19 protein-coding genes are annotated in these 23,869 nt (G+C 35.2%); 8 read left to right on the top strand and 11 right to left on the bottom strand.

All coding sequences use genetic code 11. From position 1 onward, the window contains the following. Positions 1 to 178 precede the first annotated feature (178 nt). The 5 genes from MKY02_RS02150 to MKY02_RS02130 all read left to right on the top strand — a co-directional run bounded on the left by MKY02_RS02150 (position 179) and on the right by MKY02_RS02130 (position 5,751). Positions 179 to 1,873 carry a sigma-54 interaction domain-containing protein gene (locus tag MKY02_RS02150; protein ID WP_038179420.1) on the top strand — a complete coding sequence of 565 codons (1,695 nt, stop codon included), beginning with the start codon at positions 179 to 181 and terminating at the stop codon, positions 1,871 to 1,873. Between the two features lie 92 nt (positions 1,874 to 1,965). Continuing rightward, positions 1,966 to 2,220, top strand: a complete 255-nt coding sequence (locus MKY02_RS02145) for a (2Fe-2S)-binding protein (protein ID WP_340711673.1) — start codon at positions 1,966 to 1,968, stop codon at positions 2,218 to 2,220. Further along, positions 2,217 to 2,555: a (2Fe-2S)-binding protein gene (locus tag MKY02_RS02140; RefSeq protein ID WP_038179422.1), complete on the top strand. Its 339-nt coding sequence runs from the start codon at positions 2,217 to 2,219 to the stop codon at positions 2,553 to 2,555. The genes MKY02_RS02145 and MKY02_RS02140 overlap by 4 nt, the downstream gene beginning before the upstream one ends. Next, a complete protein-coding gene (locus MKY02_RS02135) occupies positions 2,548 to 3,771 on the top strand; it encodes an NAD(P)/FAD-dependent oxidoreductase (protein ID WP_038179424.1) in 1,224 nt (407 codons plus the stop codon). The genes MKY02_RS02140 and MKY02_RS02135 overlap by 8 nt, the downstream gene beginning before the upstream one ends. 426 nt (positions 3,772 to 4,197) lie before the next feature. Continuing rightward, positions 4,198 to 5,751 (top strand): alanine/glycine:cation symporter family protein, encoded by a 1,554-nt coding sequence (locus MKY02_RS02130; protein WP_051448550.1) that lies wholly within the window; start codon positions 4,198 to 4,200, stop codon positions 5,749 to 5,751. A 154-nt stretch (positions 5,752 to 5,905) separates the two neighbouring features. Here MKY02_RS02130 and MKY02_RS02125 read toward each other — a convergent pair whose 3' ends face one another. Further along, a complete protein-coding gene (locus MKY02_RS02125; protein WP_076035281.1) occupies positions 5,906 to 7,834 on the bottom strand; it encodes an acyltransferase family protein in 1,929 nt (642 codons plus the stop codon). A 1,041-nt stretch (positions 7,835 to 8,875) separates the two neighbouring features. Here MKY02_RS02125 and MKY02_RS02120 point away from each other — a divergent pair. Next, positions 8,876 to 10,495: an SH3 domain-containing protein gene (locus MKY02_RS02120; protein WP_340710547.1), complete on the top strand. Its 1,620-nt coding sequence runs from the start codon at positions 8,876 to 8,878 to the stop codon at positions 10,493 to 10,495. Positions 10,496 to 10,961: 466 nt separating this feature from the next. Here the strand turns inward: MKY02_RS02120 and MKY02_RS02115 are convergent, their stop codons facing one another. From MKY02_RS02115 to MKY02_RS02105, 3 genes are all read right to left on the bottom strand, one after another. Next, positions 10,962 to 11,990 (bottom strand): LLM class flavin-dependent oxidoreductase, encoded by a 1,029-nt coding sequence (locus MKY02_RS02115; RefSeq protein ID WP_038179428.1) that lies wholly within the window; start codon positions 11,988 to 11,990, stop codon positions 10,962 to 10,964. Between the two features lie 114 nt (positions 11,991 to 12,104). Beyond that, the gene (locus MKY02_RS02110; RefSeq protein WP_340710546.1) at positions 12,105 to 12,509 is read right to left on the bottom strand and encodes a MerR family transcriptional regulator; all 405 of its coding nucleotides are present in this window, start codon (positions 12,507 to 12,509) and stop codon (positions 12,105 to 12,107) included. Positions 12,510 to 12,984: 475 nt separating this feature from the next. After that, the gene (locus tag MKY02_RS02105) at positions 12,985 to 13,554 is read right to left on the bottom strand and encodes a manganese efflux pump (RefSeq protein WP_340710545.1); all 570 of its coding nucleotides are present in this window, start codon (positions 13,552 to 13,554) and stop codon (positions 12,985 to 12,987) included. A 153-nt stretch (positions 13,555 to 13,707) separates the two neighbouring features. Here MKY02_RS02105 and MKY02_RS02100 point away from each other — a divergent pair, with 153 nt between their 5' ends. Further along, complete coding sequence (locus MKY02_RS02100; protein WP_038179432.1) at positions 13,708 to 14,463, top strand: DUF817 domain-containing protein; 756 nt, start codon at positions 13,708 to 13,710, stop codon at positions 14,461 to 14,463. Positions 14,464 to 14,583: 120 nt separating this feature from the next. Here MKY02_RS02100 and MKY02_RS02095 read toward each other — a convergent pair whose 3' ends face one another. The 4 genes from MKY02_RS02095 to garR all read right to left on the bottom strand — a co-directional run bounded on the left by MKY02_RS02095 (position 14,584) and on the right by garR (position 19,239). Next, a complete protein-coding gene (locus MKY02_RS02095; protein WP_038179433.1) occupies positions 14,584 to 15,903 on the bottom strand; it encodes a gluconate:H+ symporter in 1,320 nt (439 codons plus the stop codon). Positions 15,904 to 16,041: 138 nt separating this feature from the next. After that, positions 16,042 to 16,890 (bottom strand): class II fructose-bisphosphate aldolase, encoded by an 849-nt coding sequence (locus tag MKY02_RS02090; RefSeq protein WP_340708588.1) that lies wholly within the window; start codon positions 16,888 to 16,890, stop codon positions 16,042 to 16,044. Positions 16,891 to 16,911: 21 nt separating this feature from the next. Further along, positions 16,912 to 18,342, bottom strand: a complete 1,431-nt coding sequence (locus tag MKY02_RS02085) for a four-carbon acid sugar kinase family protein (RefSeq protein WP_340710544.1) — start codon at positions 18,340 to 18,342, stop codon at positions 16,912 to 16,914. A gap of 6 nt (positions 18,343 to 18,348) precedes the next feature. Then, positions 18,349 to 19,239, bottom strand: a complete 891-nt coding sequence (gene garR / locus MKY02_RS02080) for a 2-hydroxy-3-oxopropionate reductase (protein WP_340710543.1) — start codon at positions 19,237 to 19,239, stop codon at positions 18,349 to 18,351. A 289-nt stretch (positions 19,240 to 19,528) separates the two neighbouring features. Between garR and MKY02_RS02075 the strand changes: the two genes are divergently transcribed. Beyond that, complete coding sequence (locus MKY02_RS02075; RefSeq protein ID WP_340710541.1) at positions 19,529 to 20,146, top strand: GntR family transcriptional regulator; 618 nt, start codon at positions 19,529 to 19,531, stop codon at positions 20,144 to 20,146. Positions 20,147 to 20,289: 143 nt separating this feature from the next. Here MKY02_RS02075 and MKY02_RS02070 read toward each other — a convergent pair whose 3' ends face one another. Genes MKY02_RS02070 through MKY02_RS02060 form a run of 3 tightly spaced genes read right to left on the bottom strand, consistent with a single transcriptional unit; the run spans position 20,290 to position 23,856 of the window. After that, positions 20,290 to 21,096 carry a hypothetical protein gene (locus MKY02_RS02070; RefSeq protein WP_038179440.1) on the bottom strand — a complete coding sequence of 269 codons (807 nt, stop codon included), beginning with the start codon at positions 21,094 to 21,096 and terminating at the stop codon, positions 20,290 to 20,292. Next, positions 21,096 to 22,202 (bottom strand): MBL fold metallo-hydrolase, encoded by a 1,107-nt coding sequence (locus tag MKY02_RS02065; RefSeq protein WP_038179441.1) that lies wholly within the window; start codon positions 22,200 to 22,202, stop codon positions 21,096 to 21,098. The genes MKY02_RS02070 and MKY02_RS02065 overlap by 1 nt, the downstream gene beginning before the upstream one ends. After that, positions 22,195 to 23,856: an ABC transporter permease gene (locus MKY02_RS02060; RefSeq protein ID WP_340710539.1), complete on the bottom strand. Its 1,662-nt coding sequence runs from the start codon at positions 23,854 to 23,856 to the stop codon at positions 22,195 to 22,197. The genes MKY02_RS02065 and MKY02_RS02060 overlap by 8 nt, the downstream gene beginning before the upstream one ends. Between the last annotated feature and the right edge of the window lie 13 nt (positions 23,857 to 23,869).

Here is a 23,869-nt window from a genome sequence, read left to right as displayed (position 1 = left end):
TAGAATTCAACTTAGAAAAAGATAAATAGATTGCTATATTACATTCACTACAAATAGAAAATAACCATTTTTATCTATATTTTTCAATTAGATGGATTAACTTTGTATTTTTTCTTATATTGTGTAAAATAAATTAGACAATTCTAATTTATTAAACAATTGAGGCGGGGAGATATTTATGAATAATGAACAAAAATTACTTCTTAAGCTCTTATCAAAAAAATTTTCAATACTTGATTCAAAAGAACTTTTAACTTCTTCATTACAAACTAAATCTTCAGAACAAACTTTTTATCGCGATGATACCGGGAAGATATTTATTAAATTGGATGATTCACAGATCTTTTGCGATATATTTTCTTTTGATACTCCGCTACCAACTATTCTAAATTCTTGTGAGCATAATAAGCCTATATTATTCACTATGAATGATGACATTATCGGCTATACTACTAGCACTCTATTACTATCTAATTTATTTACAGAGCACTTAAAAGCTAATATATTTTTTGATACGATTTTAAATACAATTGATGAATCTTGCACAGTTATTGATGAAAATCAGAACGTATTATATTGGACAAAAGGAGCAGAGGAGTTATTTACGTTAAAAGAACAAGATGTATTGGGTCGACCTATCACTGATTTTTTTCAAGCTGAACACCTAGAAATTCTAAATTCATTGCAACAAGGAACATCTATTCAACATGCTCAGCATCAGCCACGTGAAGATTTAGTTGTTCGAATTAATTCAAATCCAGTAATTTGGCAAGATACTATTATTGGAGCAGTTGTCTCAGAGGCGAATATTACAAATCAAATTCGTTTAAATAATGAGCTTTACGAGACTTCAGAAAAGCTATTCTCTCTAGAAGAAGAAGTAAGAAAAGTAAAGAACGCTGATAATCCCTTCACTTACATAAAAGGAAATAGCCCTACACTAAAAAAGACATTAGAGAGAGTAAAAAAGGCTGCTACAACACATGCGAATATTTTGATTAATGGTGAAAGTGGTGTTGGGAAAGAGTTATTTGCTAAAGCCATTCACACTATAAGAGAAGATGATAAAGCTCCGTTTATAGCTATAAACTGTGGTGCCATTCCACCAGGACTATTTGAAAGCGAAATCTTCGGTTATGAAAAAGGAGCTTTTTCTGGTGCAGATCAAAAAGGGAAAAAGGGAAAAGTAGAACTTGCTAAGGGTGGAACATTGTTTTTAGATGAAATCGGTGAAATGCCACTCGATATGCAGGTTAAAATCTTACGGCTTCTGCAAGAAAAGAAATTCTACCCTGTTGGGGGAACTAAGGAAATTGAAGTTGACTTCCATGTAGTTGCAGCTACTAACCGCGATCTGATGGAACTTATAAAAGAAGGAAAATTTAGAGAGGACTTATATTATCGCTTAAACGTAGTGAATATTAAGATTCCCGCTCTACGCGAAAGAATAAGTGACATAATCGAATTAACTCATTATTTCTTATATGAAATTTCTATTAAATATAACCGCCCTGTTCACGGTATTTCTCAAGACATTCTACAAAATCTAATGAACTACTCATGGCCAGGAAATATTCGTGAACTAAAAAACGTCGTTGAAAGACTTGTTGTCTTCTCTGATAACGGAATCATAAAACCTGAAGACTTACCAATTGAATTACATGCTCCCTCCTTTACGAATAATAAAAAAGAGGAGAACGATTTAAAACAATATGATTCCCTACCTTTGAATCTCCAATTACAAGAATATGAAAAAGATATATTACTTAAAGAGTTACATAAAGCTGATGGGAATAAAAATACATGTGCAAAAAATCTTGGTATTACCCGTGCTACACTTTACAACCGTCTCAATAAATTAGGCATAAAATAACTACAGTTGATTTTTGGCATAGTTCTTGCATTTGTTTTAAGAATAGATTGCAAACTTTTTTGAAAGTGGTGAGCGTATTGTCAGAAAACAACATGATAATTTGTAGATGTGAAGAAGTAACTTACGGGCAATTGATCGAGACAGCAACAGCCTACGATTGCACAGCCCGCGAACTAAAGCTCCGCACTAGAGCTGGTATGGGCTACTGTGGAGGTAGGACGTGCCGTAATTTGGTCGACAGTATAGCTAATAAAGTTCAACCGCGAAACGAGAAACAGGTTTCCTTAAAATATCAGCCACCTATTCGTCCAATTCACTTTGGAGACTTAGGAGGTGTAAACGAATGACAATGCGCATTATAGATCACCCGGTATTAGGGCGATTAAATGACTTAAATACAGTTCTATTTACTTTTAACGGTGAAACATTAACAGGTTTATTAGGAGAATCTATTGCTGCAGCTTTATTGGCAAACGGTATTCGTACAATCCGATACCATGAGGAGAGCGGTACACCACGAGGTATTTACTGCAATATTGGACATTGTTTCGAATGCAGAGTACATGTTAACGGCCAACAAGGAGTCCGTGCATGTTTAACACCATTAGAGGAGAATATGAATATCATAAGTGGCGGGAAATTACCGACACCTGTTCGTGATTGGAGGGCTAATAATGAATAATGCTATCGTCATCGGTGCAGGGCCTGCAGGCTTATCTGGAGCTATCTCCATGGCACAACAAGGATTAAAAGTAACTGTCATTGATGAATATATGAAAGCAGGTGGTAGATTACTTGGTCAATTATACGAAGAACCAACAGGCGGCTGGTGGAATGGCGTCAAGGAATCCGCAAACCTATACAATAGCGCACTATCATTAGGTGTCGATTTTAAATTAAGTACTCCAGTCTCTAATATTGAAAAAATTGATGGCCAGTGGGTTGTTTATACTAATGAACATACCTATACAACACCAAATTTATTATTAGCGACAGGTGCTGCCGAATTGCCAATCCCTATACCTGGGTGGACGCTACCAGGTGTAATGTCTGTAGGCGCCGCTCAAGTGATGACAAATGTACATCGTGTAAAACCAGGGAATAAAGGCGTAATTGTAGGCGTTAATGTACTTTCTTCTGCGATTGCAATGGAGTTAAAAATAGCAAATATTGAAGTTGCTTGTATTGCCTTACCAAGACTAACAAAGGTCAGTGAAGAGACCGGGAACCCTCTAACCGTTATGAATTCTTTACTAAATGTGGCACATATGGCTCCTTCCCAATTAGTAAAAATGGGAAGTAAACTAATGAAAAATGATTTTCTAAAGAAAATGGGAATCACTTTTTATCCTAAAAAGGGTATGAAAATGTGGGATATTCCAATTATGCTTCGTAAAGCTGTTATTGAGATTTATGGTAATAATTCTGTTGATGGTGTTATCCTAGCAGATATTAGTCCCTCGGGTGAAATAATTCCTGGTACAGAAACAAAGATTAGTGCTGATTTCGTCTGTATTGCTGGTGGCTTATACCCATTAGCAGAATTGGCCGCTTTAGCAGGCTGTCCATTCCATTGGATAGAAGAACTTGGCGGCTATGTTCCCTTACATAACGAGAAGATGGAAACAGTTCTAGATGGTCTTTACGTAGCAGGCAATATCACAGGGATTGAGGGTGCTAAAATCGCTATTAAACAAGGACATTTAGCGGGTTTAACAATTGCTAATAAAAATTATCATGGCAAACTAGAACAAGAGATACAAGATGCACTTCAACAATTAAACTCAACTAGAGAAAATGCTTTTATTCAATTCCACCCGGATATCAACATTGGTAAGCAAAAATTACAACAATACTGGATAAAACATCAACAAGATATAAAACTAGTAAAAAACTAAAAGAAAAAGAGCTCCTCCATTCTAGTTTAGCTTAACTAATGGAGTGGCTCTTTTTTAATTAGGGATATTTTTTAATTTTCAAAGTAACCAAAAATAATTTTGGCACAAAAATTGCATTAACTATATCTGAAGAAGGAATTATTCATTTTAGATTTAGAAAGGGGCGTGAATTTACTACATTAGTAAATCTCAATCACCAGTATCCTATGTCAACTGAACTTACTTTTACAAAGGAGGCCATTTTGAATAAGTACTTTATTCCTTTATCTATTTTATTACTAAGAAATATCAAGTTCACAAAATAACTATTTAGGGTTATACAGCATGATGCTTCGATCATATACGCCACTGAATTATGCAATCATTGAAGGTTTATCAATTAATTATTGTTATAAATTCTATTTGCAATCATGAGGGGGAGTCAAGATGGAGACTATCGTAACTTGGTTAGTAGATCAGGTATGGAGTACAGGACTAGTTGTTTTTGCTTTAGGAGCAGGTTTATTTTTTACGGTTATGACAAAGTTTGTACAGTTTAGATACTTCAAAGAAATGATCATGCTACTATTTGAAGGTAAAAATTCTGACCATGGAATATCTTCTTTCCAAGCCTTCTGTCTAGCTTTATCAGGAAGAGTTGGTATTGGAAATATCGCAGGAGTAGCTACAGCAATCGCATTTGGAGGCCCAGGTGCAGTATTCTGGATGTGGGTTATGGCTTTACTCGGGGGTGCCAGTGCTTTTATTGAATCAACACTTGCTCAAGTTTATAAAAGTAAAATAGGTACTCAATATCGCGGGGGGACACCTTACTTTATTGAAAAAGGATTAAAGATAAAATGGTTTGCTATATTAGTCGCTATTGTTGTGACTATATCTTATGGTATCTTACTGCCGGGCGTTCAATCCAACAGTATTGCATCAGGTTTTGAAAACGTTTTCGGTATTAACAAAAGTGTTTCTGGTCTTATTATTGTAGTGCTTTTAGGGTTTATCATCTTCGGTGGTGTTAAACGTATTGCAACAGTTGCTGATAAAGCAGTTCCTTTTATGGCTATCGGCTACGTAGCAGTGACACTTATTGTATTACTTGCTAACTTTTCAGAAATTCCAGCTATGTTCTCTCTTATAATTTCAAGTGCATTTGGTGCACATGAAGCATTTGGTGGTATTGTAGGAGCTGCCATCTCATGGGGGGTCCGTCGAGCGGTATTCTCAAACGTAGCAGGTGTTGGCGAGGCAACTTATAGTTCTGCGGCAGCTGAAGTATCACATCCTGCTAAGCAAGGTCTTGTACAAGCATTTTCTGTCTATATTGATACAATTGTCGTCTGTACAGCAACAGCTTTTATGATATTAATTTCAGGTATGTATAGCGTGACACCTGAAGGTAAGGCACCAATTGTTGATAATATGAAAGGAATCGATGCAGGTCCTATTTATACACAATCCGCTGTAGAGGCCGTATTACCAGGATTTGGAGGTATATTCATCTCAATTGCAATATTCTTCTTTGCTTTCACAACTTTAATGGCCTATTACTATATCGCAGAAACAACATTAGTATATTTGGACAAACACACAAAATTCCGTTGGCTAAATTTTGTGTTGAAAATAGGATTATTAGGTATGGTCTATATTGGAAGTGTAGAATCCGTTTCCTTCATTTGGGCATTAGGTGATTTAGGTATCGGCAGCATGGCTTGGCTTAACTTAGCCGCTATTTTATTACTTTCAAAGCCTGCCTTAAAAGTATTGAAAGATTATGATAATCAGAAAAAAGCTGGATTGGATCCGATTTTTGACCCTAGAAAAGTTGGCATTGAAAATGCTGATTTTTGGATTAATAAATGTGATGAACTGAATAGAAAAAATGGATTGACTGCAATTCTCGATCCTAAGGAAGCTGTTATTGAGCATGCCCATACATTGATTAATAAAGAAGATAAAGCAAAAAGTAAAACTCCACTCAACAAATAATGGTTCGATTCAAAAACATGCGTAGTTGATAACTCAACGTACTAGTATTGAATATCCATATCTATTTTTGCAAAAAAGCCTCCAACAGTTAGAACTTCAACTGTTGGAGGCTTTCTAATAATTAAGATATACAGTTTTATCAATTTGATAATTATCACTTAGAGTTCACAGATTGCGCTATAGCTTTGCGTACAAGCGAGGCATAAAATTTCCCACCCTCTTCATTTGGATGAATCATGTCAGGATAGAAGAAATCTTTATCATTGTTTGTTTCACTATACCAATCTACTAATGTTACATTGCTATTTTTTTCTGCAGCTTCGCTTAATTTTTCATTTACCCCGTCTTGCCAATCCCTTGGTAACCTTGTATTTATCAAGTAAATTGTGCGTTCCTTGCCAATGGCTTTTAATAATGTATCTAATTGTGTTGTACTAAAATCACCATTAGAGCCAAGACCTACCACAACAACTTGTCCAAGTTTACCTTGGCTTTTTAAGTCCGTCACAACTTTCGAAGCATCGTATACTTGACGACCTATTTGTGCATCAACAATAATTTGTGGTATTTTCTTCTGTAACTCAGTAGCAGCACTTAACATAACCGAATCACCAATCGCACTAACTGATACCTCGCTTGGTATTTCCAGTGCCTTTCTAGCCTTTTCTTTTTCTAAAGCTTCTACTTGTTCTTTTGCTGCTTCAGCTTTCGCCTTCGCTTCTTCGCGTCGCTCTTCTTCCTCTTGATTCATTTTCTCTTCATTAGCTTTCTTTGCTTCTATATTCTGTTCTTGCTGTACTTTTTCAAGTTTTTTTTGCTCTGCTATTAAATGCTCTTCCAATTGTTCACTTGCAGACTGCTTAGCTGGCGTGAAAATCATCCCCATAATGAAAATAATTAGTACACAGCCACCTATTGCTGAACCAATACGATAAGGTAATTCCCATTGAGACCAAGACCATGTCCATTCTTTCGATTGAAAATTATTTAGCCATATCCGCCATTGACCTCTGCGAATTGGATCCTCCACATATCGCCAAGATAAACCGGCAAATAGTAGTGTTAATCCAATAATGATCAACACTTTGATAAAGCTAACATCCTCATATCCAACCCCTGCTCCCATTAAAACAACAATCGGGAAATGCCAAATATAAATTCCGTAAGAGCGTACCCCTATCCAAATAAGAGGTTTAAAACTAAATAGATTTCCTACGAAACTTGCTGGATGCACTATAACTGCAATTAAAATAGCAGTCACAATTGAAGCTAAAAGCATACCGCCCATATATAAAAACGAACCTGTCTCATCCATCGTCATCATCATCAATATTAATAAAGAAAAGCTAATGATTCCTACAATGTTAAGAAGTTTTCTAGCATCATCCGTGACGTTTTTAGCAACCTTTCTACTAGGCCATACAAATGCCAACGATGCTCCTATTAATACTGAAAATGCTCGAGTATCTGTACCATAGTAAACGCGACTAGGATCTACACCTGGTTCATACATTACAAACATTAAAATAGCGGATACAAGTGCACCTAGGAAAATACCTATTGCAAGAGTTCCTCTATTCTTAACAAACTTCAAACCTATCATCATAATAATTGGCCATAATATGTAAAATTGTTCCTCTACTGCAAGTGACCACATATGTTGCAACGGTGATGGCGGAGCAAACGATGTAAAATACGAATGATCTTGTGCTATGTAAAACCAGTTGCTAACATATAATGCTGCCGCTACTATTTCTGAACGCAGCCCTACTAAAAACGTTCTCTGGAAAAGTGTAATCCACGTACCAACTAGGATTAACATGATAAATAATGCTGGGATTAACCTTCTAAATCGCCGAATCCAGAATCCTTTTAGATCAATCCTCCCAGTCTTATCCCATTCATTTACTAGTAAATCTGTTATTAAATAACCTGACAAAACAAAGAAAATGGCTACACCTAAATATCCACCGTCTACTGATTTAAAATGTAGATGATACAATACGACCGCCAACACTGACAATGCCCTTAGTCCGTCCAAACCACTTATATATCTGCGATTATCTTTCATTGGCTTTGGCATTACACTACCCCCTAAATACGCACTACTGTCTTCTATTTATATTTGACGAATTAATCAAAAGAATAGTTTTTAAAATATCGTTTTTTCTTCAAAAAATCTTAAATTATTTATTATTTAATCATGTTACTTCTATACTACTCCTAGCATTTTATAGCAAACTCCCTTTTTATTCATAAATATAACTACTTAATTTCAAAAAGTACTTTCTCCTATTTATTTTCAAATTAAATCCAATAAAAAACTACCTTCCCGATTTACATTAAAGTATATCTAAAAGGCAGCTTTTTAAAGTTTTAGAGCTTGTTTTAGTGAATTTTTTTATAGTTTTCTTAATCCCGGACGTATATCGTCAAAACCAGGAATAACTTACCAATAATAATATAGTGTGAATCCATCTGTAATGTAGTATGTTAAAAAGTAACGTATGTAATCTGCATGTTAAATATGAACCCACTATTATATATAGTCTAAAAACTTATTAAACCTTCCATATTTCACTAGCAATTCCATAGAGTCACTGTACTTTAGCTACTACCCTATTATTATTAATATATTTCCTTTTCGCGTTAAAGTACAACCTCAATATTGGCTCTTATTTAACAAACCTCTCTTTTTTTCATTTATTGTATTTTGATTTTATAAGCCCAGATACGATACATTAATGCCTCTCACTACCACAAAAAAACCTAATTTCGTTTATTTTCCGGGGTGCTTTTAAACGCTCAGAAAGCATCTCAAAACTTCTATATCATTTCAGAAAAATAGACATTTCCATAAAAAACATTTAAATCAAGTGATTCTATTTACTTACCAAAAATACTATCGCCGAAACAATACTTTAGTCACCTATATATATTTACTTGGTTATATAGATTCATTTTTATATATCACATTAAAACGCATTTTAATAGTTATATATATATTAATTTTATTAAAAAATCATTACATTTGAGTAACAAATAATATAAAATTCTCACGTTTTATTTAAAATACGCCTTTTTTACTAAATAAGCATTAATATAGCGAATGAGGAGGTATAGAATGAAAAATAATAGATTCAAATTCATGTTTTTACTTCTCCTATGTAGCATATTAATCATTCCTTCCTTTGTCGGTGTAAGACAAGCAAACGCTGCATCAACCGTCACTATGAAAGTGAATGCTGAATCACTCAATATGCGATCAGGTCCAAGTACAAACTACAAAGTTGTTAAAGTTTTAAAAATGGGCAGCAAGGTAACTAAAATTTCTACAAAGGGTACTTGGACAAAAGTGAAATCTAGCAGTACAACAGGTTGGATTTCTTCAAAATATGTTGTGAAAGTTTCAACGACAGCAACGTCAAGTACTACGAAAAAGGCCGTCGCTACAGTAAGCAATTTAAACATTCGTAGCGGAGCTGGTACTTCGTACAAAAGTCTTGGTAAGTTATCTAAAGGAACATCAGGAACAGTCCTTGCTGAAAAAAACGGTTGGGTAAAAATCAAAACGAGCAAGTATACAGGATGGGTTAGTAAATCGTATGTCTCTATTACGACTAAAAAAAGCACATCTACTAGCAGTTCAAATGGTTCAACAGTAAAACCAGCAGCAACTTCAACTGCTAATGTTGGTAAATATTTTACCGTAAAAGTCGATTCTTTAAATGTTCGAAAAAGTTCTTCAGCTAGTTCCACAAAATTAGCAGTAATTAAAAAAAATAGCTCATATAAAATTCTTGCTCAGTCTAGCAATAATTGGGTTAAAATTACATATGCTACAGGCAAAACAGGTTGGGTTTCTGCAAGTACTAGCTATGGTAAAATCACAAAAACAAAGCCAACAACTTCTTCATCTAATGGGAATTCAAATACAGGGACAGTAGTACCCTCAACTGACATTGGAAAATACTTTACTATTACAGCTGATTCTTTAAATGTACGTAAAAGTGCTTCAGCAACTTCAACAAAGTTGGGTACTGTAAAATACGGTAGCTCATTTAAAATTTTGGATAAATCGAGCAATAACTGGATTAAAATTACATATGCTACAGGCAAAACAGGTTGGGTTTCTGGTAGCTACGGTAAAATTACAAAATCAAAACCTACTAAGCCGGTATCAAACGATGGTACTAATACATCCGATGGTTCTTTAAGTGGTAAGGTTATTGTCGTTGATGCAGGTCATGGAGGATCAGATTCAGGCGCTGTTGCTAACGGTGTATTAGAGAAAGATTTAAATCTTCAAGTCGCATTAGCTTTACGTTCAAAATTGCAAGCTGCGGGTGCTATAGTGAAAATGACACGAACTACGGACATTTTCCCAACATTATATGACCGCGTTTCTTTTTCAAATATGATGAAGCCTGATGCTTTTATAAGCCTTCATCATGACTCTGCTACAGCTTCAGCTCGTGGTTTCACCGTTCTATATACAAAAGGGAAAGACAGTACCCTTGCTTCGTATATCAAACAGGGAATGAGCAACTCTCTACCGAACATGGTTAATCGTGGACACAAATATCAAAATTTATATGTACTAAGAGAAAATCCACAAATCGGTGTACTTGTTGAATTAGGTTTCATCACGAATCTGCAAGAAGTACAAACTTTAAAAACAGCTACATTCCGTAATTCTGCCGCAAATGGCATTACAAATGGTTTGATTAATTATTTTAAATAGTAAAAAGAAAAAGGAAATACCTCTCCAATCAGAGGTGTTTCCTTTTTTGTCTTATTTTTTATTTTTCTGTTTAAATGGCGATGTTTTATAGATAAAAAATGCAATCCCTGCAATGATTAAGACGATAATAAAATACTTATAAAATAGAAGTGTAACGAATAATTTCATAATTGACATGCCAAATTTCAAAATAATAAATAAAAATAATATTATTCCTAATAGCCTTAAGATAGGATTCACAGCTAACATACCCTTCGTATCAGCTTTTAAATCGCCGACTCATTGTTAGTTATTATAGCATGTCCTCTCAATTTAATGCTTCTACTTCATAGTGTTTCTTCCCTTATCAAATGAAAACTATTTTAAATAATGTATTCATCTATACTTCTAACAAATTCGGCATTCACTATTGAACTAAAACCAAAAAGACTGTCACCACATGACGATGGGACAGCCCTTTTGAGATTTATATATATTTATTAACCCCTGGCATTATTTTAGTCGCTAGTAATTCAATTGACTTAGCTACTTCTTTGTAAGGAAGCGCACCGATGTCTAGCTGTGCTAAAAAGCGAGAATGACCTAGTAATTCATGCTGTTTAAGAATTTTCTCAATAATTTCATCTGGTTCTCCGATAAACAATGATCCCTCAGGAGATGTCATTTGATCATAATCTTCACGATCTAAGTGAAAAAACATATCACGCTGCTTGTTAACATATGTCCAATAATTATTAAAGTAAGTATAAAATGTCTCTCTCGCTCGCTTTCCATCTTCAGTAAAATATCCATGACCCGTTACAGCTAATTGACACTGTTCTTTTGGATGTCCCGCTGCTTTAAATGCTGTTCGGTAATCCTCAACTAAAGGTACAAAGCATTTTGGATCATCCCCAAGAATAACAATTGCCATTCCTACTCCATAACGTCCCGCTCTCTTCGCACTTGTTGGTGTGCCTCCTACACCAACCCAGACAGGAATGGGATTTGTCGCTCGTGGTGAAATCTCTGCATTGGATAACTCAGGACGGTAATTTCCTTTCCAAGTAATAGTTGCTTCGTTATTTAACTTCAAAAACAATTCAAGGTGCTCTTCAAATAATTCGTTATATTGCTCAAGATTGTAACCAAACAATCGAAATGAATCTACTAAGGCACCACGTCCTGCCATAATTTCTGCACGTCCATTCGATAATAAATCTAACGTTGCAAAATCTTCATATAACCGAACTGGATCTACAGTACTGAGAACTGTTGTTGCACTTGTTAACTGGATATTTTTTGTCTGCTGAGAAATTGCACTTAATACTACTGGCACTGAAGAAATTGCATAATCCAGTCGATGATGCTCACCTACTCCAAATACTTGAAGCCCAACTTCATCCGCAAGTTTCGCCGCTTGTAATACCTCTTGCAAACGGTCCTTTGCTTTCCCTAACTTTCCTGTTTGAGGGTCGATTCCTAAATCTGCAAAGGTATATACTCCAAACTCCATTTTGCCACCTCCTCATAGTGAGATTAGATTATGATTGATAGATGAATCTGCTACTTTAAAATCATTTTTATTTTGAAAACCTCTTCTCCTACACTACAAAAGGCTCTACAGATATTACATTAACTGATTTAACTCCAACATCATTGTTGTAATTTTATTTTTTTTATATTGAAGTTCTTGTTCTTCTTTTAGTACAAATTCTAGTTCTTGATCAAGGCTTTTTAATAATCCTTGAATTAACTTTTCTGACCCGCATCCATCAGTTTGCTTTATATTGAATATTTCCTGTACGTCCTTTAAAGTAAATCCAATTAACTGCATTTCCTTAATTGCATGAAAATCACTAATATCTTTTATTGAATAATCCCTTATTCCATTCGTCCATTTCGGTTTCACTAAATCCAATTCCTCGTAGTGACGAATTGTATCCTTTGTTGTATTCACTTGTTTTATAAATTCACTAATTTTCAATGCCTCAGCTCCTAAAACAGTAATTAGTTGACGTGGGGTTAACACCATATTCTATCCTTTAATAAATATGAAAGGATGGATGAAATTGGTTAGTAGTTTAATAATAATATTATATTCTATGGTATGCATCACTGGTTTGGTTACCCTGACTATTAGAAATTTAAAACAGGGCATAACATTAGGCAGTTCTAAAAAGATTGCACTGACTTTTTTCGCAATAAGTCACCTCTTCTTATTAGCAATAGGCATTCAAACCTTATTTAGCGTATTACCCTTCATCTGGTTATTTTTTACTTTATCCCTAACTATTGTATCGAGAATAATTAATGGTTTAGCTCTTTATGGCAAGAATAATTGGCGGCATTATATAGTCACTGGAACTATTTTATCTTTAATTCTATTACTTTATTTAGTTGGGATTTAATCCTTATATCTAAAATGTATTTATCTTCTACATTTAGCATTCAAATAAAATCATAAAAAAATCACCCTAAATCCAATTAGATTTAGGGCTTTCTTGTGGTTAAATGAACATCTCAAATATCCCAATGCAGATAAGTAATAATCCAGAAAGCACAGTGGAATATTTGCTGATAAATGAATTGGTCAATAAAGAACCAAAATGGTTGCCTACTCCAATCGTAATTAGTGAAAATAAACCAATTGATATAACTGTCCATATAGCTGAAATACCATTTGCACCAATCCCTATCCCACCTGCAAGGCAGTTTGCAGATAGGGCCAAACCGAGCGGCACCGATTCTCTAACAGAAATAATTCGATTCATATCTCTATCCATTGTTTCAGGATTTTTCAAAGACTCCTGATTTTTGAATTTTGTGGATAATAGTGTCCATAGCCCAATTCCACACAACAAAAAGCTGCCTATAAGGCTAGCGCTATAGGGCGAAATATACCTGGTCACCTCAGAACCCGCGATTACCGCTATATACGTTATGACCATCGCCACAAACGCAATAGTAATGTTCGAAATCATAGGGATTTTTGTTTGTTTAACCCCATAAGCTAGACCAATGCCTAAGTTGTCTAAATTAGCTGCAACCCCCATAAGTAGAATGGTAACCCAATGCATAATGACCTCCTTGTAACGATACACTCATTCTTTAAATCATATGCATAAATAATCAAAGGGTGCATTCAACTGTACTGGAATGCACCCCCTTCTTGTAAAAGCATCAATACGAACCTAATCTTATGTAATTTCGTCCAATTTTAGGGTGATTATATGGAGAGATTATTAAAATTTACATACTTACAAGCAATATCATGCATTTTCCCAGTCATTATCTTCGCTACACTTGCCTTATCTAATCTGTTGAGAATTCCCTATTTACCACGCTATGATTTTATTTTAATCATTTGTCTAGCTGCACAAGTTTTTATGCTTATTTCAAAATTAGAGACATGGGATGAATTCAAAGTCATCTGCTTGTTTCACGTCATTGGACTAGGGCTTGAATTATTTAAAGTACATATGGGGTCTTGGTCATATCCAGAGGAGGCGTACAGTAAAATTTTTGGTGTACCTCTTTATAGTGGCTTTATGTATGCCAGTGTAGCGAGTTATATTTGTCAAAGTTGGAGGCGTTTAGATTTACATATTTACAACTGGCCAAAGCCATTTTTTGCTTATAGTATCAGCATTCTTATTTATATGAACTTTTTTACGCATCATTATATATATGATTTACGTTGGGTCTTAAAAGCATTGTTATTAGTCATCTTTTTTCGTACAACAGTAACATATAAATTGAACAAAAAAAGCTTTAAAATGCCAATGATTTTATCATTTTTCTTAATCGGTTTCTTTATCTGGATTGCTGAAAATATCGTAACGTTCTTCGGCGCATGGCAATACCCAAATCAAGAACACACTTGGTCCCTCGTTTCAATCGGCAAAATTAGCTCATGGTTTTTATTGGTCATCATTAGCATCATCATCGTGGCACAATTGAAGCAAGTGAAGAGTCGAGTGAAGTGAATAATTTACAACACCTTATTTGAAACCTGCGTAAAAAAGGCACTAACTAAATTAACTTAGTTAGTGCCTCTTTTAAATATTTTTACATTAATAGAATATCAATATTTTTAAAACCTTTTATTATATAAACATGTTAATAAGAAGTACACCAGCTAGTCCTACTAAAGAAATAATGGTTACCATTACAGACCATGTCTTAATGGTTTGACCGATTGAAAGGTTGAAGTACTCTTTATATATCCAGAAACCTGCATCATTAACGTGAGAGAAAGTAATACTCCCTGCACCAGCAGCTAAAGCCATTAACTCTGGACTTATACCTGCAGCTGATACAAGTGGTGCAGCAATACCAGCTGCAGTCATACCTGCCACTGTTGCAGAACCAACCGCAACTCTTAAAAGAGCTGCAATTAACCAAGTAAGTAATAATGGTGAAAGCGTTGAACCCGCCATAATATCTGAAATATATTGATCAATATGACTATCAATCAGTACTTGTTTGAATGCACCACCAGCACCGATAATTAATAGAATCATCGCAATACCACTAACAGATTCTGAAACAGAATTCATAATCTCTGGCATCTTTTTACCACGACTAATCCCAAAGGTAAAGATGGCAATAATAACTGAGATTAAAAGGGCAACACTCGGATTACCTATGAAATTAGTAGCTGGCATAATAGGTGAACCAGGCATGAAGATCTCAACAAAAGCCTTTGTTGCAATTAGAATAACAGGGATAATAGCTGTAAAAATACTAGTGCCAAACCCTGGCATTTCATGCTCTTCAAAATGCTTTGGATTAAATAGTTCTTTAGGAATCGTCGTTTCTAAACTTTCTTTCTTAAACAACTTCGTAAACACCGGCCCTGCTAAAATAATTGCAGGAATGGCAATAATGATACCATAAATCAACATCTTACCTATATTCGCACCAAACACGTCAGCAATTGCTGTTGGTCCTGGGTGTGGTGGAACAAAGCCGTGCATCGTGATAAGAGCAGCAATAACTGGCATACCGATATAAAGTACAGGTACCCCTGCTGCTGCAGCGATTGTAAAGACTAAAGGAATTAATACAACAACGCCTGTTTCAAAGAAAAGAGCAATCCCTACAATTGATGCCGTAAGTACAGCTGCTAATTGAACTCGCTTTTCCCCAAAAACTTTGATGAGTGTCATCGCTATACGTTGAGCACCACCAGAATCCGTCATTAGTTTACCAAGAATTCCCCCAAAAATAATGACCATTGCAAGGTGACCTAGAGTCGAACCTAAACCATTCTCAATCGATGTCATAGCATCAATTGGAGACATACCTTCAAGAATACCTACTAGTAGCGAAACAATAATTAATGATATGAAAGCGTTTAACTTAAATACCACCATTAATAATAGTAATAGGGCAACCCCTACACATATAGAAACTATTGGCATAGCAATCCTCTTCTCATAAAAGTTGCGGAATGCCATTTACTGATAAGTTCTTGGCATTCCGATTTAATTTTTTCATATAAAGCTCTAATATAAAAGGCTGAAAAGCATCGAAATATTCTTTACTTAAAATCAAGGTTGTTAGGCTTTATCTGCAAATAATAAACGGACAAACTTTGTCATCACAGGTTCCATCGCTTCTTGCATACTTGCCATAATTACTGATAAATGAGCCACTTTATTTTGCTCTTGTTCAAAAGACTTTTGTAAATAAGATGTTGCAGCTAGTGATACTTCAGTATTTACATTGATTTTGCAAATTCCTTTTGCTACAGTCTGCTTAATAATTTCGTCTGGTGTCCCTGATGCCCCGTGAAGGACAAGTGGTATGCCAACTAGTTCACGAATTTCATCTAACAAGTCCAATTTGATATTAGGCTCTCCTGTATACATACCATGTACGGTTCCAATTGAAGCAGCTAGAAAATCAACACCTGTTTCCTCCACAAATGCCTTTGCAGACTGTGGATCTGTTAAAGTGCCATCCCCTTCTTCTTCATCTGAAAAAGCACCACGAGCAACTGAACCGATTTCTGCTTCTACACTGACACCCGCCATATGAGCAATCTCCGTAATTTCTTTTGTTAATCTCATATTCTCCGCAAGATCAAACTTTGAACCATCAAACATAACAGAAGTAAAACCGCATCGAATTGCTCGAATGATAGATTGCTTTTCATAAGCATGATCTAAATGAAGAGAAACCGGAACGGAAGCTTTCTCCGCAAGTACTCTAACTAATGCTGCAAAAGCTTCCACATCCACCGTATCAAAATAACGCTCTCCTAAAGCAATTATTACCGGATGCTTTTCTTTTTCAGCAACGCGAACTGCAGCCTGTGCCGTTTCAAGATTATATACATTAAATGCTGCTACAGCATATTTACCTTTTTGTGCTGCAATCAGCATATCTTTCGTATTAACTAGCATGTCTACTCAACCTTTCTTACTTTACTGATGTAATAACTCTGCTACTTCTTTTAAGGTTGTTTTTGTTCCCACATTCCCAGGGAAAATAACATAAGCCATGCCAGGGAATTTACTTTCACTACCTGTTAGCCAAACTGGAATCCCAGGTTTAATCTGCCCAGCTACTAGTGCACGCTTAACGCTAAGCCCATTTGTTCCAATATCACTTGAAGTAATACCACCTTTAGCGATAATAAAGCTCGGACGTACTTCAAGTCGTTTGACAATGCTTGTCACAGCATTTGAAATCTTCACTGACAACATTAATTCTTCTTCTTTTTTGCCTTCACCAAGATCAAGACGTTCACGCTTCGTATAGACGGCGACTGTTTGCCCTTCACTAATTAGCTTTCCACTAAGCGCTATAATACGCTCAATTTCTGCTTCAAATTGCTCTGGGTGTAATACAAGGTGAACATCAAATTCGATAAATTCAATAAAATCACATTCTTTTAGCGCTTCAAATTGCTCTGTTGTTTTCTTCACATGAGAGCCAATCATAATTAAACCACCGTTTTTAGAATGGTCTTTCATTAATTCTTCTTTAGTCAAAAGATCTCTATCACTCACGCCACCGATTACTTTAGTTAAAGCAGCAGCACTGCGGAACATGAACAGTTTTCCTGTATTCATCGCTCGGATTAATGCAATGACTACTACTTTTACATCAACGTAATCAACAGCATTTACAACGACTTTATTAAAACCATTGACTGCCATCAATTGATTAACTAAACCATCAATATCAAGGTTGCGAATAGTCTCTAATGATAAGTAAGTAGCATCAGTTGCTTTAAACTCTCCGTTTGACTTTTCTTCTGCCCACTCACCTAAATGTGAAGATTTGTAACCAAAAGTACGGTCTTTAGCAAATTCAGTTTCACCTGCAGGTACTAGTTCATTGTCATACTGTACATAATGAATATTATTAATCGTAAAGCGACCACCTTCTTTAAAGAAAGGCATAATTACTTCACCATCAAATTTCATATCAGATTGAGATTCAACTGTATTTTTTAATACTTCTGTTTCAAGGGGATAATGACCACGTAATGTTGAGTCTCCACGACTGATAATGATGAATTCTTTATTTTGTTTTTGTGCTGTACGTTCAATAACACTAGCGATATCCTTATGCGCTTGTTCAGTTTCAGCTGCTGTAAAGCCTCGTGAATTAGTTAAGAGAAAGAACATTGAATTATCTTCAGCAAAACCTGCTTCAATACTTTCTGCTGACCAATCAGTGTAGACAGAAATACCGTGTACTGTTTGAACACCTGTTGGGTCGTCATCTAGTACGATAATCTTTTTATTGAATGCCTTTAGTTCTTTTGTGAGTAAATCATTGACGATTTTTTCTTCGGGCACTGCAGGTAGATTAGAGAAAGTTTCTTTTACGTTTAAATTAGTCATTTTAACTTAACCCCTTTTCACTTCTACATTTGCCAGTTTTTCGTAATATTGTACAATCCCGCCATGATCATCATTTTCTTTGCCATTGGCTTTAAGCGCATGGAAGATTTCAAGCAAATGACTTGAAAGTGGTAGTGGCACATCTAAATCATGAGCTGCTCCCATGACATTTGTTATATCTTTTAAGTTGATTGAAATTTTCCCACCTGCTACAAAATTACGATCTAGGATAAGCGGTACTTTTGCATCCAGTACTGCACTTCCAGCAAGACCTCCACGAATCGCTTGATACATTTTCTCTACGTCAATACCTGCTTTTGCAGCAAGAACAAGTGCTTCAGACATAGCTGCAATATTTAAATTCACGATAATTTGGTTTGCTAATTTCGCTGTTACACCGCTACCACTTTTACCGACTAAAGTAATCTCCTTACCAACAGTTTGAAGTACATCTTTGACAGATTCGAATACGCTTTCTTCTCCACCGACCATAATCGCTAATGTACCATCGATTGCTTTTGGCTCTCCACCACTTACAGGCGCATCTAGCATTCCTACACCTTGTTTTGCTGCTGCTGTTGCAATTTCAACAGTAGTACCTGGTGTAATAGAACTCATATCAATAATGACAGTTCCTTTTTTAGCTGTTTTCAAAATACCAGTTTCACTTAGTACCGTGTCTTTTACGTGTTGAGAGGCAGGTAACATTGTAATAATGACATCACAAGCTTCTCCCATTTCTATTGCTGTTCCAGCTGTTGCTCCTGCTTCTACAAGTGCTTCTACAGCTTGTGTATTAATATCAAAAACCGTTAGTTCGTAACCAGCTTTAATTAAATTTAATGCCATGGGTTTTCCCATAATACCTAATCCTATAAATCCAACTTTTTTAGTCATTTTAATTAGCTCCTTCTGCTGTAATCACACTTGAGTGATTCATTGTTAACTAAAATTTCTTTATCTTAGGTCTAAACCCTGTTCTAAAATACAAGAACTTTTTCAGTTCACAGAGCCAACAGCTTTTTATTAATAAAGCGTTTTCATAACCTTACGGAACATTGTACACATTTTAATTTATTTTGTATACATTTTTAATGAAAGTGCATACAAAAATACTACTTTCAAATTATAAAGCTTATACTTATACTTTATATAAGTACAAATTAGATTCCAGGAGACGATTTTATTGGTAAAAAAGGAGACTATGCCTGCATATACGCAGGCATATGAATATATTCGAGATCAAATATTGAATGGCGAATTAGACCGCGGAACGAAACTTACTGAAGAAAGACTAGCTGAGGAAATAGGTATTAGTCGTACACCTGTGCGTGAAGCGATCCGTAAGCTAGAGCAAGAAGGACTTATTCAAAATAAGCGGGTTGTAAATCCAAGTGATATGGATCTTCGTCATATTTTTCAAGTACGTATATTATTGGAAGGATTTGCTGCCAGATATTGTGCCAGTTATATGACTGAAGAAGTACTTGAAAAGCTTAAATCATGTGTAGATATTGGCCGCACAGGAACTACAGAAGAAGTCATGACAGCAAACTATGATTTTCACCAAATTATCGTAGGTGCTACGAACAATCCAATGATGATTGACATCATTGACCGCATGCAGTCCATCATTTACCTTTTCCGCAAAACAGTTGTCCATCACAAACGACCTCTTTTAATAGAAGAGCATAATGACATCTATAACGCTATCCTTCAACATAACGGTGATGAGGCAGAGCGTCTAATGAAAGAACACATACAGAAGGATTTAGAATTCTGTTTAAATCGTATGGGAATGTAGTTAAGCTATCTGCCACGTAATCAAATAAACACATTCAATAAGTGTTTAGTGCAAACTAAAAAGGATATGGGGCTCTTTTAAAGAAAAGAGTCTATATCCTTTTTGTATTCTCCAATTAAAACTCATTTAAATAAGCTCATCATTTACTTCTCCATTACAAATGCAGTTTTACCACGTTGATCTTCACTAAGATAACCTTCAACTTCTAACTTATCGTGCCATAATTTTTCAATGACAGCAGCTTTTGAAGCATCATCTTCTTTTGTTGATAGTTCAACCATGATATCACCTTGATAATTCCAAACTTCAATATCCGCTTCATATCCTGCATAACTACCCTTATAGGTAGTAGCCTTTGCTGGTCCATAAACAACAGTTTGCGTTAACGTATTATTGTACCAACTTTCAGAATCCCAATTCCGGATTTTTTTCGGTGCATTATCTAAAATTAGTTTCTTTGCTGCTTCAGTATCAACAGCGTTGAAGGAAACTTTTGATGTTTCTTTTAATGACTCTTTTCTGCTTACTGCAAAAGTATGATTACCACCCTTAATATCTAATTCAAATTTATAATTTGATTCGTCCCCAGTGAAACCATGATCTTGTGTTATCGCAATTGCTTCATCAAGTGGAGTGTTTAGGAACCTTTTTTTATAAGTAATATCTATCTTATTACTATCTTTATATACACGTAAGCGATGGTTATAGTCCACTCCTAAAAATGCTTTATTTACTGTATCGAAGTAGTAAATTTTTACTTCATCTTTTTTCGTTGCTGAAAAGACATTTATTATCTTAGATTCTTTAAAAATATCAGGTTTGATATTATACTTAATTTCATTTCCAGGATTAATCGCTGCACTCACCTGAGCGGAACCGTACCCGCTAATACACAGAAGAACAAGACTAGCCATAAATAACTGTAGTGCTATTTTCTTTACAATTTTCATTATATTATTTCCTCCTTTTTTTCTACTAATTTTGTAAAAGTAGTTTTCCTATTTGTTAATCGACTATGGAAATATATAGTATCAGTAGCATTTATTGTTTTTGAAAGCTCTAAGATATCTAGATAATCTAAATGTGTTTTATAAAAAAACTGCTTCGATTGAGCTTTATTTCTGGCTAGTCTCTTTAAATATCCATCTTTTTTCATGTAGCCTGTAAAAATTACTATTGCAGTTGGATATATGTGTAATAATTCTTCAATTTTCCACTCATTAATCTCTGAAACGAAATAGATTGCATTTTCACTCTCTACCCTCTCTCTAAAACAGTCCATCTTAAATGATTTCAAGATTTCTTCATATCTTGGTGTACGAATATTTTCAGGTGAATTATAGTAATCCTCAAGAAAAGAAAAGTATTCTTTATCAATGTTTACTTCTCTTTCTGTATGTTGAAAAAGATACGTAGCAATATCAGCTGTTTTACCTGAAAAAGAAGAGGGAAAAATAATAGGACGACTTGGTTGTTCCTCGATATACTTCTTAATCTGTTGTAATACTTCCAAATTATTAATCTGTTTCTCAATATGTCCACTATCTATTAAAGCTAGATCGTACTTGGTTCCATCTACTTGTGGTAAAGTGGCATTTAATAAATAGGAATCCATGACATAGTCCCCTGAGAAAAATATCACCTCCTTAAAGAATCGAATCTTGTACCAAACACTCCCTACTATATGGCCGCTATAGCCCCACTGAAATTCAAGATAATCACTAACTCTCAACCATTTTTCAATCGTTGTTGGTTGAAAAATCTTTGTATTTTTAAACGATCGTTTTAATTGTCTAGCTGTCATTTTACTCATAAAGATTTCACCTTTATAGTCCCATGTTTCTAGCATCGGCAATGCACCTGAATGATCAATATGCGAATGTGAGATAAACACAGCATCGAGTTTTTCTACATGATCTTTTGTTAAATTAGGAGGAGTTTTTTCAGCATCATTCATAATGCCACAGTCGAGTAAAATGGCATGCTCCTCATTTTCTATAAAAAAACAATTACGCCCGTACTCGCCAACTCCCCCTAAAATTTCAACCTTAAGCACCCGCATGCCCCCCTCTTTTTTGCAACCAATCTAACAGGAACATGAAGATGATAGTCATAGCTACTGTAATAACAGCAACTGCCATTCCTAAACCAACGTTTCCTTGTTCAAACTGGCTGTAAATAAACGTTGCGCCGGTCTCAACTGAAGGTGGCAAAATGAGTAATCCCGCTACAAGTTCACGCATCGAAATAATAAATGTCATCATCATCCCAGCTAGAATTCCCTGCATTAACAATGGGATAAAGATATATCGATACACGTCCCAACTATTCCGTCCAAAAATAGCAGCTGATTGGAAAATGGATTGATCTAATTGAGATAAAGAAGATTTCGTATATTGAACCGAGTATGGTAAGAATAGTACACAATAGGTCACAACCACCATTGCTTTCGTATTGTAAATCGTAGCTGGTAGTAAAGGTGAGTTCCAGAACATGATTAAACCTACTACAAACACAATTCCGGGAATAATATTTGGCATAAGACTAAAGAAATCCAATACTTGCTGTTTTTTTGTTTCGCCTTTTTTAATATAAAGTGCAATGAATAATCCTATAACAGCAGTAATACTAGCTGTGATAAATGAAAATACGATACTGTTCAGAAATGCTGATAGTCCCGCACTACCACTAGTAAATACTTCCTGATAAGATGCAAAACTGAAATTCCCTGCACTTAGGCCATCTCCCCTTACCTTTTGTAGTGATGTCACAATAATTGAAAAGTAAGGGATTCCAATTGAAAACAGTAATACAATTCCTACATATAGCCATGCACCTAGCTTTATATACCACTTATCTTTCATTTCTCGAATAGCTTGCGTCTTACCAGATAACACGCTATATGTATTTTTTCGTCCAATTAGATTTTGGAAGTACCAGATGATCAGACAAACAGAAAGTAAAAATAAAGAAAGTGATGTGGCCATACTAATGTCTACAGGCCATCTTGATAAATAGGAATGGATCTCTGTAGTAAAAACCTGAAAGCCAATTCTGCTGCCAAAAGTTGCAGGAGTACCGAATTCAGCCAAGGTCTTTATGAAAATTAGTAATACGCCTAGTACGTAACTCGAAACTAGTAATGGTAAAACAATTTTAGCCCAGTTTCTCCACGGATTTCGTCCGAATATCAATGCAGCATCAAGAAAGGATCCATTAATTCTTAGCAGTGTATTTCTCAGCATTAAATATAGAAAAGGAAATAGGTGCAAACTCATCACCATTACCATTCCAAACAGAGAGAAGAAATAATCTGACATCCATGATACACCTGGCATTAATTGTTGCAAAAAACCATTATTCTGCATAAACAATATCCAGCCCATTGACCCAATATATGGCGGTGTCATAAAGGGAATCGTTAGAACAATATCTAACCAATCAAATTTGATCAGGCTAGTTTTCGTACGAATTAACGCCATTGGTAAAGCTATAATCGTAGTACCCAAAATTACTAAAACACCTAATAGTAAAGAGTTGCCTAACGTATGCCACATTCTATCATTTTCAAACATTCTACTAATCTGCGAAAAATCTAATTGCCCGCCATCAACAAATGTATAATATAGAATTGCTAATAATGGCGCGATAGCAAACGTACCAACAATGGCTAGTAATACTCCAAAAGTTTGTCTACCTTCCATAATCATCGAGGTTTCATTC

This window comes from Viridibacillus sp. FSL R5-0888 (assembly GCF_038009105.1).
GTDB lineage: Bacteria > Bacillota > Bacilli > Bacillales_A > Planococcaceae > Viridibacillus > Viridibacillus arenosi.
The sequence above is the reverse complement of the archived record's forward strand: the minus strand, read 5'-3'. Positions and strand labels throughout refer to the sequence as shown.